We start from the raw sequence: 15,210 nt of genomic DNA, 5'->3' as shown, positions 1-15,210 counted from the left end.
TATGCATCCCTTTGCGTTGTCTATCCGACACACGCTCAAATAGTACGAATGGTACGCCGAAAGGGGTTCGTTCATGGAACCTATTACAACGGGCATGCAGGGAGCAGCCGTCGAGGACGTCCAGTCCCGCCTTCTGCAGCTCGGCTATACAATCGATGACACCGAGGTCGCCGATAAGCGCTTTGGCGCCACCACCGAGCAGGCCGTTGGCACCTTTAGGCTCGACAGTGGCCTTGCCGCTGGCTGCGCCGTCGATATCCCCTGCTGGAGCGCCCTGGTAGACGCCTCGTATAAGCTGGGCGACCGCACACTTTATCTGCGCATGCCCAATTTCCATGGCGCCGACGTTCAGGCCCTGCAGCGCGCGCTCAACGTTTTGGGTTTTGCCTGCGGTGAGGACGACGGCTACTTTGGCCCGCACACCGAGGCCGCTCTGCAGCAGTTCCAAGAAAATGTCGGCCTGTTTGCCGATGGCATGGCGTTCCAGGATACCTACGCCTATATCAACCGCCTGCATCACGTGTGGGAGGGCAAGCCCTCGGTTACCGAGGCCGAGTCGCGCATCGGTTTTGCCCGCGCCGCCAACGTGCTCGAACGCTTCCAGATTGCCGTCATCGGTGAGGACCCCATCGCGCGTAGCGTTGCATCGCGCATGTGGAACATCGCCACGGCGACGACCGACAGCAGCGGCATGATGTTGTGCGATTCCGAGGTTCCAACCGACGTGGATCTGGTGCTCGAGATCGCAAGCGATGAGCTGCCCGCAGATGCAGCGCCGCGCGCCACGATCGCCCTTGCCGAGTGTCACAACCTGGCGCAGCGCATCCGCACTGCCAATGTCGCCGCACAGCAAAAGCCCGCGCGCATCCGCATTGAGCTTACGGGCATGACGCGCTACAACGGAACCTTCACCGCAAGTGATGCGCAGACACTCGCCGTACGCCTGCTCGACGGCGTTTGCGATGCCCTCGCAGATTAGGTAAACTAAACGAGTTGCTTTTGGGCAACATCACACATTGGGACGTAGTTCAACGGTAGAACTCCGGTTTTTGGTGCCGGCTGTTGGGGGTTCGAATCCCTCCGTCCCAGCCAAAGAAACCAGCCTCTCGAACGCATAGCCGATCGGGAGGCTTTTCTTGTGAGCAAGCGGAGGGATTCGAACCCGCAAGAGTGCGAAGCTGAAGAAACGCGAAGCGTTTTCCAGCGCAGCACGCAAGGAGCGAAGCAGCGTAGCGGGGCGCGCCCGCCGAAAAGGCAGACGCGGAATCCCTCCGTCCCATATCAGCCGAGAGCTCCCCGCATCTCGACTTTCCAGCCGAACCGGCACTTAGGGACGTTCCTAAAGTGCCGGTCATCAACATGGTGCCGTGCGGCCCCGGCGGGCCGGCGTAGCATTACAGACTAAGCGACCATTTCCATGCGGGAATAACCTCGATGACGCCATGCTCCGTTTTGATCTGGGTCGCCTCGCGCAGCGTGATGATATTGGCATCCTTGATACCGGTTTTTACCATAGCAACCTCAAGGGAACCGACTTCACGCCTGCGCGTTTTCTCTGCCGTCATATCGACTGTCACCTGGTAGAGCGCGTATGGTTCCGATGCCAAAGCGTCGCCGACCAAGAAATCAACTTTTTCTCGTGCTTGCGTTGGAGCCGTAAATGAAGTCACCGTTTCCAACCGGCCGTTTGCCGTACGGCGCATGAGTTCAGCATAAATCGCAGTCTCCAAACGCTTTCCTATATCCTGCTGATTAGCACGCGATGTTGCATATGCCATCCCCTGGTCGACGGCATAGACCTTATCTGTTGTCGTTGTCTTAGGAGCCAAAGAAGTTGAATACTCCGGAAGTAATCCAATGAGATGAGCCTGCTGGAACAAACGAACGAGTTCGTTTATTTTTTCCCATGACGCTCGATATCCGACAGACTTTAAGGCTTCCAACAAACTGTTGACCGAAAGGTCGCAACCCGTGTTTCGAAGGCAGAAGAGCCCTACTTGGTTGGCAAGAGCGATATCCGTGCGCCCGCTCCGCTCGAGAATGTCTCGTGCAACAACATCTCGCAAATAGGCTTGAAGCATCTGAATACGCGAACCGGCATCAAGCTCCTGAACCCCAGGAAAGCCACCCTCTATGAGATAACGGTCATATGCCGATTCCAGATCAGTTCGCCGCTGCGGAGAAACAGCTGGAGCCCCAGCGCTAGTAGACATATCCGGCGTTTCAATGTGATGAAACGCACAATACTCGCGGAATGAAAGCGGATGCATAGCGTGCTCTTGCGAGCGACCGCGAAACTGCGTCGCTATTTCATCGGCAGATAGTTTTGAGGACGATCCGGTGATAACAAGCGTTACGCTCTCGTGCTCCGCCAAACGCTGACAAACGCCCTGCCAGCCATCGGTCTCCTGCACCTCATCCAGAAAAAGATAACAGCCTTTCGTTCGCGCTGAGGGAACCTGCCGCCAATACTCTTCCAAAATGTCGCTCATGAGCGTGTCCGGCGCCGGTCGAAGACGGTCATCAGCAAAATTGAAATAGAAGATACGCTCGGCATCGACACCGCGATCGATAAGGCGACGAATCCATTGAAACGCATAGAACGTTTTGCCGCAGCGCCTGATACCCGTGATGATATGAACAAGATTGAAAGGCTTTGGATCGGGAAGATTTCCGATGACATCATCGCGATGAATGACATGAGGAATCTCAAAGGAACGGGCCTCGGCAACAATTTCTGCAATACCCAACGCTGCAGGTGCCATAATGCTCTCCTTTCAACATCTTGAGTATATAACTTCTCGTCCTACACGAGAAGTTTCAGCTACAACTTCTCGTCCTATACGAGAAGTTTGAGATAGATTTTCAGGCATGTCCCAAAATCTACCTCCAAAAGATAGGCGCCCCAGGCCCATTAGGACCAAGAGCGCCTTACATCTAGAAAATATCAGCCCAGTTCCGAAAAGCGAGCCACCATCTACAAAGTGCCGCGGGGCCCCGACGGGGGGGACACCGAATTAGGTTTATCGCGAGTTCCGCACGAACAGGAGGCCACTTAATGTGGCCTCCGTCGTGAGCAGGACTGTAGAGCAGGAAACCTAATTCGGTGTCCCCGCCCGTCGGGGTCCCGCGTCCCTAATTGTTGAGCATGCGGTCGAAGCTTCCCGAGTCGCCATCCCGATAGTCAGCGGTCATCAGAATCTCCTGCGGAATGCGTCCGCCCTCGCGCAGCACGTTGCGGAACTGCACGCGCGTGACCATAGGCAAATCTTTGATCGTCGCCGCTAGGTTCTGCGGCACGCCCTGGTTGGCAGCCGCAGGCTCGCACTCTCCGCCGGCCTTTACGCGACGCTTGTGCTCGGCGAGCATGGCGCGATACATACCGGCATGCAGGCGAATCTCAACGACATTGGCATTACGGGCCTGCTCGACAATGCGCGCACCCTCTCGATCGATGTCGCCCACGTAGTAGACATAGTTAAAGCGATAGCCGATCTCGGCCAGATAATCATCCAACGCATGCGAGACGCTTGCCTTGCAGCCGCCGCCAAAGATTACGCCACCGACCTTGGTGCCAAAAAGCTTGGCATGCTTGCGGCCGCGCAGGAGCTTGACGATCTCGTCATAGGTGTCCAGGTTCTCGACCATAATGAACGGCTTGTCGGCGCCCAGAGTAAAGAAACCCGTAAAGTGCACGGGGCGGTTGGGGGCGACCTTAATCGCCTGCATGCTGATGCCCTTTTCGGTCATACGCCGAATCAGGCGCTCGCCGTGCTTGCCGTCAAAGGCCTTCTCATCGTTAAAAATCTGGTAGGCGCGCTGGCGACGCGAAGCGACCGGCGTGTCGACACCGCGATTCTGCTCAATCCAAGCCTGGATGATCGCAATCTCCTCGGCAATCTTGCGGTTAGACATCTCGTTGTGCTGAGTGCGCTGCGGAGCCTTTTTACCGTCCTTGCCCTCGACTTTAACGATTTGAGTCTGTTGCTCCTTGATCTTGGAGAGCGCCATTGGCGTAGGAACGACCTTGAGCAGCTGCCTGCCCAGGACACGTGCCAGAGCAAACGCCGAAACCTCGCCATGAGCGGGCGGATCAGGCTGTTGGGCGGCCGCATCGTTTGTAGTCGGTTTGGGCTGCGTCTGGGATTTGCGCTTGGAATCTGCCTGAGCTTTGCGCTCTTGCTTTGGCGCGGACGAGCTCTTTTGCGAACGTTCGGGCTTGTCCCCCTTCGCCGGCTGGCGCTTGGGCTGCTCCACCGGGGCCTCAGCCTTCGCATCCTTGTTTTGCGTCACTGCCTTCTCAGCCACAGTCTCGGCATTTGAGCCACGGTGGCGACGGCGGCGAGGCTTGCTCGAAGCGCTCTCCCCCGTCTGCTTATCAGCGGACTGTTGAGCTTTGACCTCGGTGTCAGCCGCAGGCTGCGACTCGGAAGGCTGCTGCTCGCGAGCCGCCGGCTCAACGGCTTTCTCGGTTTGTTCGGCCTTATCGGCCTGAGCGGTCGAAGCCGGCTCGCCCTTCTCCTGTCGCTTTACGGGATACGCGCGTCCCGCAAAACCGCGACCGGGACGACACGAACCCGGAGCCCTCTTGGCAGACTCCTCAACATCGTCTGCAGCCTCGGAAGGCTCTTCAGCCTCATGCGCGACATCCTGCTGCGCGGCCTTAAAGTGAGCACCGCGACGACGCTTGGGCTCTTGGGCCTCCACGGGCTTTTGCTCCTTCGCGGGCTTCTGCGACTCGGCAGCAGCCTCGGTCTCAACAGCCTCGGTATCGAGCCCATCCTTTTGAGCAACGGCGCGACGGAAGCGCTCCTGCTGAGCGCGGCGCTGAGCATCGCGCTTGCCGCCCCCGCCAAAACCGCCGCGGCCGGCCTTGGCCGTAAAGGCGCGAACGACGCTCTCGTCAAGCAGCTCGTCGGTATCGACATGCTCACGCGGAGCTGTTTCCACCGAAGCGGGCGCCTCGACAACGTCCTCGACGGCCTCTTCGGCAACCTCGACGAGCTGCTCCTGGGCATCGTTAATCTCGGCATTAATGGTGTAAAAGGCAGGGCGGCCGTTAATGCCGCTGCCCTCGATCTTGGTAACAATCTTTGCCGCGATGAGTTCGTCGCGCATCGCCTTGGTGTCGCATTCCTTATCGACGGAGCGGAAAATCTGCGCCAGCGCGCTCGACTTGATCTTGAGTGCCTTGCGGCAGAGCAGGTCGTAGGCAACCAACTTGGCGCGCTCGGCAGAAAGCGACGTCTGGCTGCTCAGACGCTCAGCCAGGACATCGACATTATTTTGGTTATCGGAATATACCGTCTTGGCCACGGGGCCCCTTTCATATGTACACATATACGTCTATATGGTACAACGCGCGAGCCTATCCACGCAAAACATCTGCGAGGACGCCCTAGCATCATCCGTTCTCGCAAGAAAAAAGACCGAGTCCGCGTCGTTGCGGACCCGGTCTTTCCGAGTCATATGGATGGAACGGCTAGCCCATCAAACTGACTAGGCCTTGGCAGCCTCGGCGTCGGTGGGAGCCTCGGCGGCAACAGTGCGGCCATACTCGGCCTTGCCCATCTCGGACCACTCGGGCTCCTCGTCGGGCATGGAACCGGCCTCCTTGCCGAAGAACTCCTTGAGGCAGTTGACGGCAACGATAAGGCCCAGGACCATCAGCAGGACGGCGAAGACGAGCTGCAGGCCCTTGGTGGCGGCGACGGAGACAGCAGCCGTGGTGGCGGTAGCCGGGATGGTGCCGAAGAAGCCGTAGGCCTGGACGGCGGTCATGCAGCCCATGGCGCTCTGGACCAGCGAGGTGAAGGTGCAGCAGAGCAGGAAGACAACGGGCACGTAGAGCATCCAACCCTTGCGGCCGGTGCACTTGCAGAACACGGCGAGGGTGATCATGGTCATACCGCCGAGCAGCTGGTTAGAAGCACCAAAGAGCGGCCAGATGTTGGCATAGCCGCCAAAGGCGAGGGCGAGGCCAGGAAGCAGGGTAACGACCGTGGCGAACCAGGGGTTACCGAGGACCTTCATGTAGCCGGCCTTGGACTCGATGGCCAGGGCGTCGTTGGTCTGGGCAAAGAACTCGGAGAACGAGGTGCGAGCGATGCGGGCGACGGCATCGAGCGAGGTCAGGGCCAGAGCAGAAACGTTCATAGTCATGAAGACGGTTGCGAGCGTGCCGTCAACGCCGAAAGCCTGCATACCGCGGGAGATGCCGGCGGCGAAGATCTGGAACGGGGTGGAAGCGACGCCGGCGTTAAGGGCGCCGGTACCGGCGGTGTTCATGTCGGAGAACATGATGCCGGCGACGATGATGGCAAGGATGCCGACGAAGGACTCGACGATCATGGCGCCGTAACCGACCTTGACGGCGTCCTGCTCCTTCTCGACCTGCTTGGAGGAGGTGCCGGAAGAAACGAGGCTGTGGAAACCGGAGAGAGCACCGCAAGCGACGGAGACGAACAGGACCGGGAACATCATGCCGGAAGCAGTGGAGAAGCCGGTGAAGACCGGAGCGGTGATAGTGGCCTGACCGTTGACGCCCAGGACGACGATGCCGAGGACAGCGCAGACGATCATGACGATCATCATGATGGAAGTGAGGTAGTCACGCGGGGTCTTGAGCATCTGAATGGGCATAGCGCCAGCGAAGACCAGGTAGACCATGACGACGGCGAACCACTGGAACTTGTCCAGGTAGACCGGGAACTGCATACCGACGGCGAACATGAGAACCATGAGGACCACGCCGGTGACGAACTCGGCAGCGCCGGTGAGGTTGAACTTCTTCTGGGCCCAACCAAAGGCGATAGCGACGAAGGTGAACAGGATGGAGATGGTACCAGCGCAGCCGGCGGCATAGGACTTGGTGAAGTCGATGGCACCGGTAGCAGCACCAGAAGCGTCAACGGCCGGGGTGAACATGAACGTCTTGCAGACCATGTCGGTGAAAGCGGCGATGACGATGATGCAGAACAGCCAGCAGAACAGCAGGAACAGGCGACGGCCGGTCTTGCCGATGTACTTCTCGATGAGCTGGGCCAGGGACTTGCCGTTGTTCTTCATCGAGGCGTACAGGGCGCCAAAGTCGTGGACGGCGCCAAAGAAGATGCCGCCGACGAGGACCCAGAGCACGACGGGAAGCCAGCCGAAGGCCATGGCGACGATCGTACCCGTGACAGGGCCGGCACCGCAGATCGAGCTGAACTGGTGCGAGAACGCGGTAAAGGCGGAGACGGGCGAGAAGCTGTTGCCGTCCTTCATGCGCTTGGCCGGCGTGAGGGCCTCTTTGTCAACGCCCCACTTGTTGGCCAGCCATCGGCCATAGCCCAGATAGCCGCAAGCGAGCACCGCCGCGGCCACAACCATGAGCAAAACTCCGTTCATTACATTTCCTCCTCTAAAAAGAACTTCCCAGACATAAAAAATGAGGGCCGTCGGTTGCGCTCGACGGCCCTCATTTTCATCAGCCGCCCGTTATCGTACGGGCTAGCTGTATGTGCTAACCCGCATCAGATAATTACTACGCTGATAATGTTTAGCTGATGCGTGAACATGTCTAAGAAATCCTCTTCGATCATGATGTGAACGATCCGTGCGTGTTCACATCCCCCAGTGGTTGAAAAGGAGTATGAAACTTTAGTTACCTAAAGTCAACGCAAATATGTAATGAATTTTCAACTTTTTTGGATTTCTCGGTATAAAACGCCACTGACCTCGGACTTTACCCCACGACAGTTTTTGCATGAGAGATGCCCCTGAGAGCCGCGGGAGCCGGGCGGCGCATATGAACTTTCCTGCTCTACAGTCCTGCGCAAGACGGAAAGCACATTAAGTGCTTTCCTTTGCGTGCGGAACTCGCGATAAAGTTCATATGCGCCGCCCGGCTCCCGCGGCTCTCAGGGGCTCCCATCCCAAATGTGCGGAGCAAAGCTCCGCATGCCAACTTTTTCTTTCAGCTAAAGCACGCCGGAAATTCGACACTGGCTTGTTAACCTTGCTGGACGTTGTCGACGCCAAAACAGCCCAGAAGCTATATCGATACAGAAAGGTCCCCGGACGGAGGGGCCGGATATAAGGTTTATCGCGAGTTCCGCACGCAAAGAAGGCCACTTAATGTGGCCTTCGTCTTGCGCAGGACTGTAGAGCAGGAAACCTTATATCCGGCCCCTCCGTCCGGGGACCGCGCCATACCAGCTACAGCGTCATGTTCGGATCGGCGTCGACATCGAACGGCGAGATTTCGCCTCGGTCGAATTTACGGCGAGCGACCTCCGCGATCATGGCTGCGTTATCGGTACAGGCAGACAAGGGCGGCACCGTTACGCGAATCCCCTGACGCCCAAGCTTCTTGATCATCATCTCGCGCAGATGCGGGTTGGCCGAGACGCCGCCACCGATGCAGTATTCCTTGCATCCGGTAGCGTGCAGTGCGTTTTTGGCCTTCTTGTACTGCACGTCAAAGACAGCTGCCTCAAACGAAGCCGCCAAATCGGGAAGGTGAATCGTGCGCCCGGCCTTGGTCTCTTGCTCGATGTAGAGCGTCACCGCCGTCTTGAGGCCCGAAAGCGAGAAGCGGTAGTCCCCCCTGCTGTTAAGCGCACGGGGGAAATCGATCGCCTTGGGGTTGCCCGTCTCGGCCAGCTTAGAGATGATGGGGCCACCGGGATAGCCCAGGCCCAGCGCCTTGGCCACCTTGTCGAAGGCCTCGCCCACGGCGTCGTCGAGCGTCTCACCGAGCACCTCGTAGTCGCCCCACGCCTTCACGTGCACGAGCATGGTGTGCCCGCCCGAGACAAGCGTGAAGATGAACGGCGGCTTGAGGTCGGGCTGCGCCAGCAGGTTGGCAAACAGGTGCCCCTCCAGATGGTTGACGCACACGAGCGGCTTGCCAGCAGCGTAGGCAAAGCCCTTGGCGAAGGCGACGCCAACCACGAGCGCGCCCACCAGGCCCGGACCCTGCGTCACGCCCACGGCGGCAAGCTCACTTGGTGCAATGGCTCCGCCCGTAAGGCCCAGCGATGCTGCGGCATCCTCGAGCGCCGCATCCACGACACTCACAATCACCTCAACGTGCTTGCGCGAGGCGATCTCGGGTACCACGCCGCCAAAGCGGGCGTGAAAATCAATCTGTGTCGACACCTGGTTGGCCAGCATATTGCCATCTGCATCGATTATCGCCACGGCCGTCTCGTCGCAGGAACTCTCGATAGCGAGCACTAGGTGGCGGCGCTCAATTTCGGCACGCTCCCCCTCGGAGCGCCCAGGCGCAGGCAGCGGCCATACGCGCTGCTCTGCCGCCGTCGGCTCCGGCGAAGCATTGTCGACCGGAAGCACCAGGGGCAGCGGCGCCGTCATGACGATGGCATCCTTGCCGGCACCGTAGTAGCCACGGCGACGACCCGCCTCGGTAAAGCCCAGGGCGGCATAGAGTGCAATTGCGCCCTCGTTGCCGTCCTCAACCTCAAGCGAAGCCGTGGTGCAGCCGAGCATCTGCGCGTCATAGCTCACGTGCGACAGAAGCTTGCGGGCGATACCCTCACGGCGATGAGTCGGATCGACGGCAACGTCCATAATCTGCACGTCCCCGTCGACGACCATGCCGCCGGCAAGACCCAGCAACTGACCGTCGTCGTGCGCCACCCACCAGCTACGCGGAGCGGCAACGTCCTCGCCCAGCTCGGACAAGAACATGCCCGGCGTCCACGCCTCGTGTCCGGCGCCTTCAAAGCAGGCGGTCTCCAGTGCGCTCGCGCCCTCGGCATCCGCCGCGCCCATGGGGCGGAATTGCAGATGACGCCCAGCGAGCTCGTCGGCAACACCTGTCACCTCACTCTGCGCGCTCTCGGCAAGGCCCAGGCGCTTGCGCTCGTTTTCCTCGGCGTCCGAAAGGCGCGTGTAGATCGGCAAGACGCGAGCGGGATCGCCATCGCCTGCGGCGTGCGCCATCAGCAGGCCCTCGCCCGAGGGCCACCACAGGCCTCGCTCCACGCAGCGTGCCGTCTCGTCCTCACCCAGCAGCTTGCCATAACGCACGAGACCGTCACCAGTTAGCTGAACCTGATCCCAGCCCGCGGTCTGACGCCACTCATCAAGCGCCACGGCGGCCTTGACCACGCGCTCGCGCTGAAACAGACGCTCGGGACCCTCATCGACCAGCATATACAGCGCCGGATATACCTCACCGCGCATAGCATCGGCCAAGATACCAAGCTTGCCGCGCACGCCAGCCTTCCACGCCGTCCAAGCGCAGGCGTCGAGCGTCGACACGCCCAGCAGCGGAACATTGGCACCACGCGCGAGGCCCTTGGCAGTGGAGATGCCGATGCGCACACCCGTAAAGGACCCCGGGCCGCGGCCGACCACATAGCAACCAACATCGCTGCAATCCAGACCGGCTTGAGCCAGCACGCCATCAACGGTATTCACGAGCTCAACGTTGGCGTGACGGCGACACATGTGGTCGCCACTCACGAGCTTCGTCTCGCCCGTCTGCCCATCAATCCAGCTTGCCGCGCAGGCAAGCATGTCGGTCGAGGTATCGAGCGCCACCACCAGCGCGTTGTCGTTATGCAAGCTCATCTTGTACAGCCCTATCAATCAAATGGGAAAGCTCCATTGCGCGGTCACCGTGCGCCTCAAGCGTTATCGTTCGCACATCGCTGTCGCCCTCATCACGCTTGAGCGTCACCGAAAGATACTCATCCGTCAGCTCGTCCTGGAATTGTTCGCCCCATTCCAGCAGGCAAGCACCCTCATAGCCCAGCACATCGAAAATGCCCGTATCCTCGAGCTCGTAGGCATGCTCCAGGCGGTATAGATCAAAGTGAAACAGCGGAATACGACCTTGATCGTGAACGGCCATGAGCGCAAACGTAGGGCTCGTAACCATATGCCCATCGCCCAGCCCGCGCGAGACGCCCTTGGTAAAGTGAGTTTTGCCCACTCCCAGGCCACCGGTCAGGATGAGCACATCGCCGTCCTCAAGGCACGGTGCAATTAGCTCGCCAAAGTACTCCGTATCGGCAGCGCAAGTCGTTTTGTAAGTACCTACCCCCAGGCGCTCCAGGGACATATATGCTCCTTATTATTCCGAGACGTCCTCTGGTGCGGGATGTCGCTCCAGATAGTCGCCCAGCATCTTAAAGTCTTCCTCCAGCAGCTCCTGCCACGCCGGATTGCGCAGCGCTGCTGCCGGATGGAACGTGGGCATTACTACAAAATGCCCCATCTGGTGGAACCTGCCGCGCAGCTTAGTAATGCCAATCTCGGTCTTAAGCACAAAGTGCGTCGCGGGGTTGCCGAGCGTCACGATAATATCGGGCCAGATGCTTCGAATCTGCTCACGCAAAAACGGCGAGCAAGCCAACACTTCCTCGGGACGCGGATTGCGGTTTCCCGGCGGGCGGCACTTAAGCACGTTGGCAATGTAGACGTCTTCGCGTTTGAGGCCCGCCAGCGACAAAATGCCGTTGAGGTCCTCGCCTGCCGCCCCCACAAAGGGCTCGCCCTGCAAATCCTCATTGCGGCCCGGCGCCTCACCAATAAACATCACGCGAGCGCGGGGGTTTCCCACGCCAAACACGATATTGTGACGCGACTGGTAGAGCTGGCAGAGGTGACAATCGCCCAGAACGGCCTCAATTTCCTCGAGTGCGACCTCACGTGGTGCCTGATGGGTATGGCCGGGGATGTGCATGACGCCCATAGCGGCTCCTACACGTAGACCTTGTCGAGACGCATGCCAAAGCCGCAGGCGACCTCGTAGTTAATCGTTCCGCGCAGTCGGGCCATCTCGTCCATAGTGATCTCGGCATCGCCATCGCGGCCGACAATGATCATCTCGTCACCATACTCGGCCTCGGGAATCTCGTGTGCCGGGTTGGACTGAATGGCGACCATAAACTGGTCCATGCAGATATTGCCAACCTGATGCACACGCTCGCCGCGATACAGCACATCCATACGATTGGAAAGCGTACGCGATAGGCCATCGGCATAACCGATCGGCAGCGTGCAGATCTGAACGCGCGTACGCGGTACGCGGTAGGTAAAACCGTAGCCCACGCCCTCACCCATCGCAGGGTGTGCCACGCGCGTCACGCGCGCATGGACGCTCATAACGGGATCAAGCTGCATCACGCGGCCACTCAGCTCGCACGGCTGCATGCCATACAAGCCAACGCCGGCGCGAATCATATCAAAATGCATCGAGGGGTCGAGCATCGAGGACGGCGTGTTGGCGCAGTGCACGATACCGCACTCAAAACCCGCATCCTTAATGGCCTGAACGGCCTCGGTAAAGCGCTGACACTGCAGCTTGTAGTCCCAGCCCGAAGGTTCATCGGCCGTGGCGAAGTGCGTAAATACGCCGTCGCACTGAATACCGCGATGGAAATTTATACCGCGGACAAAGTCGAGCACCTGCGTGTAGTGAACGCCGATACGATTCATGCCCGTCTCGATGGCGAGATGATACTTGCCCACTTTGCCCGCCGCGACGGCACATTCGCCATACGCAAGAGCAAAATCAGACGTATAGACCGAAGGCATGATATCAAACTCGAGCAACGTCGGAATGGCCTCGATAGGCGGCTCGCTTAGGATGAGGATGGGTTTCGTAATCCCGCCCTGTCGGAGCTCAACGCCCTCGTTAACCGTCGCCACGGCAAACATGTCGGCACCGGCCGAATACATGATCTTGGCGCACTCAACAGCTCCATGACCATAAGCATCGGCCTTGACCACGCAGCACAGGCGCTGACGTGGATTCAGCAAGTTCTTATAGGCCCTCGTGTTGCGACGGAGCGCCCCGCGGTCGATCTCGACCCAGGACCAGCGCGTCAAATCGGCTTTATTCATGATTAGTCATCCGACCCTTCGTCCATGATTCCCAGATCTTCGAGCGCATCCTTTGCCGCCAGTTCCATGGCCGGACCGATCAAGTCGATAAGATCGGTCGCGATGACGCTCTTCTCACCATACTCCGTCGCCGCGGCAAAACCGGCGTAGCTGTGAAGTGCGACGGCGTACGAATACAGCAACTCCCAACGATCCATCTCGTCGCGCATGGTGGCAAGCGTGCCGGCCAAAATACCCGCGAGAACATCACCCGAACCGGCAGTTGCCAGAGAAGCCGGACCCGAGAGCGGCAGCAGCACACGCTCAACGCCACAGATAGCCGTCGTCGGCCCCTTGGCAATGACCACCAGATTGTCAGAGCCTGCAGCCCAGACAACCTTCTGCGCGGCTGCAATCGCAGTACCAAGGTCGTTCACCTCGTCACCGGCAACCAGACGCGAAAGTTCACGATAGTGCGGCGTCATAACCAACGGCTGCTCGCGACGATACATCTCGGGATTACTATCAATACCGTCAATGGCAATCTTAGCAAGGCAGTTGAGTGCATCGGCGTCCAAGATAAGCGGCACATCAAGCTCGAGCAAGCCCGAAACCACCTGCATAGCGCCGGCAGATGTCGTCATACCGGGACCGCACAGTACACAGCTGTACTTCTTTGCAATCTCGCACACCGTCATGCGCGCAGCGGCGCCAAAGGAGCCGCGGGAATCAGACGGAATAGCAAAGACGGGAATCGAAGGAAGTGCCATGCGAATAAGATTGGCGCAGGCGTCAGGAGCCGCGACTGCCACGTAACCAGCACCCGCGCGAGCTGCAGACTTGGCCGCCATAATGGCAGCACCAGGATATTGCGCAGATCCGGCGACAATAAGCACAGAGCCACGGGAATACTTATCGATATTCGTAGGTAGTGGGGCAAAGTAATCAACTAAGTCACCGGGCTCGACAATCTCGGCGGCGTGGTCGACATCATCGATGACCTCGTCAAGACGGTCGTAAAGATTGCCGCAGATCAAATCGCCAGCATACTCAGGACCATCAGCGCTATACAGACCAATCTTGGGCGCAATCATCGTCACCGTATGCTCGGCACGAATGCAGTCGTCATCAACAACGCCCGTCTCGGCATTCAGGCCCGAGGGAACATCAATGGATACGACACAATCGGCGCATTCATTGACCGTAGGAATCCAGATGGAGAACGGCGCACGCAGATTTCCGTGGAAACCGGTACCAAAAATGGCATCGACAACAACATCGGCCTTATCGATCAAAACCTCGAGTTCGTCACGCGAGGGGCCGACGCAAACGTGCACATCGCGGCCGGCAGTACGACGAGCAACATGACGTGCCAGAGCAGCAGGAATCTCATCCGGCTCAACCGGAGAAACGATATCCACGTCCACACCCTTATGGCTCAGGATATCGGCGGCAACCCAACCGTCGCCGCCATTATTACCAAAACCGACCAGAACGAGAACCCGATCGGGATTGAGCTTCAAGACCTCGTTGGCGGCAAACTCACCCGCTAGCTCCATAAGCTCGGCCTTCGAAGTCCCTTCGCGTTCGATGATATCCTCGAGACGAACGACTTCTTCGGTACTCAAAACCGGTTTCATCTATGCTCCTAGCGTATCTTGCGAAGCATCGCCCAGGTGCTCCGTCAATGCTGAATTCTGCAGCTGCTCAAGCTCATCTAAAACAGAGCGAGCCTCTTTAAATGTCTGCGCTACGCGTTTCTTGGTGCTCACCTTTTCCTCTTTTGGCTTAGGCCGAGCATCTTCGGTAATCGCGATGGCATTCGCAACGGCCAAGTCTCCTGTAAGCGTAATGGAAAGAGCGACCTCAACAACACCCAGTTCTTGAGCGATCTCGAGAGCACGGCCCGAAAGCAGCGCCTTCGGTTTGCCGAGTTTATCACGCGTAACCGAAACATCCTTGCGACCCACGCCTTGACTAAAACCCGTGCCGAGAGCTTTAAGTACCGCCTCGCGCGAAGCAAAGCGGCTCGCATAGTGAGCAGCAGGACGCGATGATGCATCGCAATACGCACGCTCTTCTTCGGTAAACACACGCCGAGCAAACGACGGCGTCTTTTCAAGAATTGATTTCATGCGGGAAATCTCGACGATATCAACGCCGATACCAGCTTCAGCCATGTTCACCTCCAGATCGCACAGACTAAGTTATTGTAGCCCGTTCACAGAAGATGCGACAAACGAGGGTTATAAAACACAGCTACTATGTGAGACAAAAGCCCGTAAACGCAAAAAAGGGGGAGGCCGCGAGGCCTCCCCCTTCTCAGTTCAAGCGTACGGCTCGGTGCCGTCCACCGGTCAGCGGCGC

10 protein-coding genes and 1 tRNA gene are annotated in these 15,210 nt (G+C 58.8%); 2 read left to right on the top strand and 9 right to left on the bottom strand.

The genetic code is table 11. The features are described 5' to 3' along the window. The first annotated feature begins 73 nt into the window (after nt 1-73). Entirely contained in the window at nt 74-979 is a 906-nt protein-coding gene (locus I2E45_RS07770; RefSeq protein ID WP_195445449.1) for a peptidoglycan-binding domain-containing protein, read from the top strand. A 38-nt stretch (nt 980-1,017) separates the two neighbouring features. Then, a tRNA-Gln gene (locus I2E45_RS07765) sits at nt 1,018-1,092 on the top strand. A 302-nt stretch (nt 1,093-1,394) separates the two neighbouring features. On the opposite strand, the gene I2E45_RS07760 is transcribed toward I2E45_RS07765, so the two are convergent. The 9 genes from I2E45_RS07760 to acpS all read right to left on the bottom strand — a co-directional run bounded on the left by I2E45_RS07760 (nt 1,395) and on the right by acpS (nt 15,023). Beyond that, a complete protein-coding gene (locus I2E45_RS07760) occupies nt 1,395-2,765 on the bottom strand; it encodes an ATP-binding protein (RefSeq protein WP_195445447.1) in 1,371 nt (456 codons plus the stop codon). A 370-nt stretch (nt 2,766-3,135) separates the two neighbouring features. Continuing rightward, the gene (locus I2E45_RS07755; protein WP_195445445.1) at nt 3,136-5,316 is read right to left on the bottom strand and encodes a hypothetical protein; all 2,181 of its coding nucleotides are present in this window, start codon (nt 5,314-5,316) and stop codon (nt 3,136-3,138) included. A gap of 183 nt (nt 5,317-5,499) precedes the next feature. After that, nucleotides 5,500-7,389, bottom strand: coding sequence for a carbon starvation CstA family protein (locus I2E45_RS07750; RefSeq protein WP_195445443.1), 1,890 nt, complete (start codon nt 7,387-7,389; stop codon nt 5,500-5,502). Nucleotides 7,390-8,199: 810 nt separating this feature from the next. Further along, nucleotides 8,200-10,584, bottom strand: a complete 2,385-nt coding sequence (gene tsaD, locus I2E45_RS07745; RefSeq protein ID WP_195445440.1) for a tRNA (adenosine(37)-N6)-threonylcarbamoyltransferase complex transferase subunit TsaD — start codon at nt 10,582-10,584, stop codon at nt 8,200-8,202. After that, entirely contained in the window at nt 10,571-11,077 is a 507-nt protein-coding gene (gene tsaE / locus I2E45_RS07740; protein ID WP_138113463.1) for a tRNA (adenosine(37)-N6)-threonylcarbamoyltransferase complex ATPase subunit type 1 TsaE, read from the bottom strand. Before tsaE ends, tsaD begins: the two co-directional genes overlap by 14 nt. A 12-nt stretch (nt 11,078-11,089) precedes the next feature. Further along, nucleotides 11,090-11,710: a uracil-DNA glycosylase gene (locus I2E45_RS07735; RefSeq protein WP_195445439.1), complete on the bottom strand. Its 621-nt coding sequence runs from the start codon at nt 11,708-11,710 to the stop codon at nt 11,090-11,092. An 8-nt stretch (nt 11,711-11,718) separates the two neighbouring features. Then, complete coding sequence (gene alr, locus I2E45_RS07730) at nt 11,719-12,864, bottom strand: alanine racemase (protein WP_035137770.1); 1,146 nt, start codon at nt 12,862-12,864, stop codon at nt 11,719-11,721. A gap of 2 nt (nt 12,865-12,866) precedes the next feature. Further along, nucleotides 12,867-14,483 (bottom strand): NAD(P)H-hydrate dehydratase, encoded by a 1,617-nt coding sequence (locus I2E45_RS07725; protein WP_082222952.1) that lies wholly within the window; start codon nt 14,481-14,483, stop codon nt 12,867-12,869. Next, entirely contained in the window at nt 14,484-15,023 is a 540-nt protein-coding gene (acpS, locus tag I2E45_RS07720) for a holo-ACP synthase (protein ID WP_006235843.1), read from the bottom strand. It abuts the gene before it with no gap. Nucleotides 15,024-15,210 lie beyond the last annotated feature (187 nt).

This window comes from Collinsella aerofaciens, from assembly GCF_015555045.1.
Taxonomy (GTDB): Bacteria; Actinomycetota; Coriobacteriia; order Coriobacteriales; family Coriobacteriaceae; genus Collinsella; species Collinsella aerofaciens_W.
Note: the sequence above shows the minus strand (reverse complement) of the source record. Positions and strands in the feature narration are given on the sequence as shown.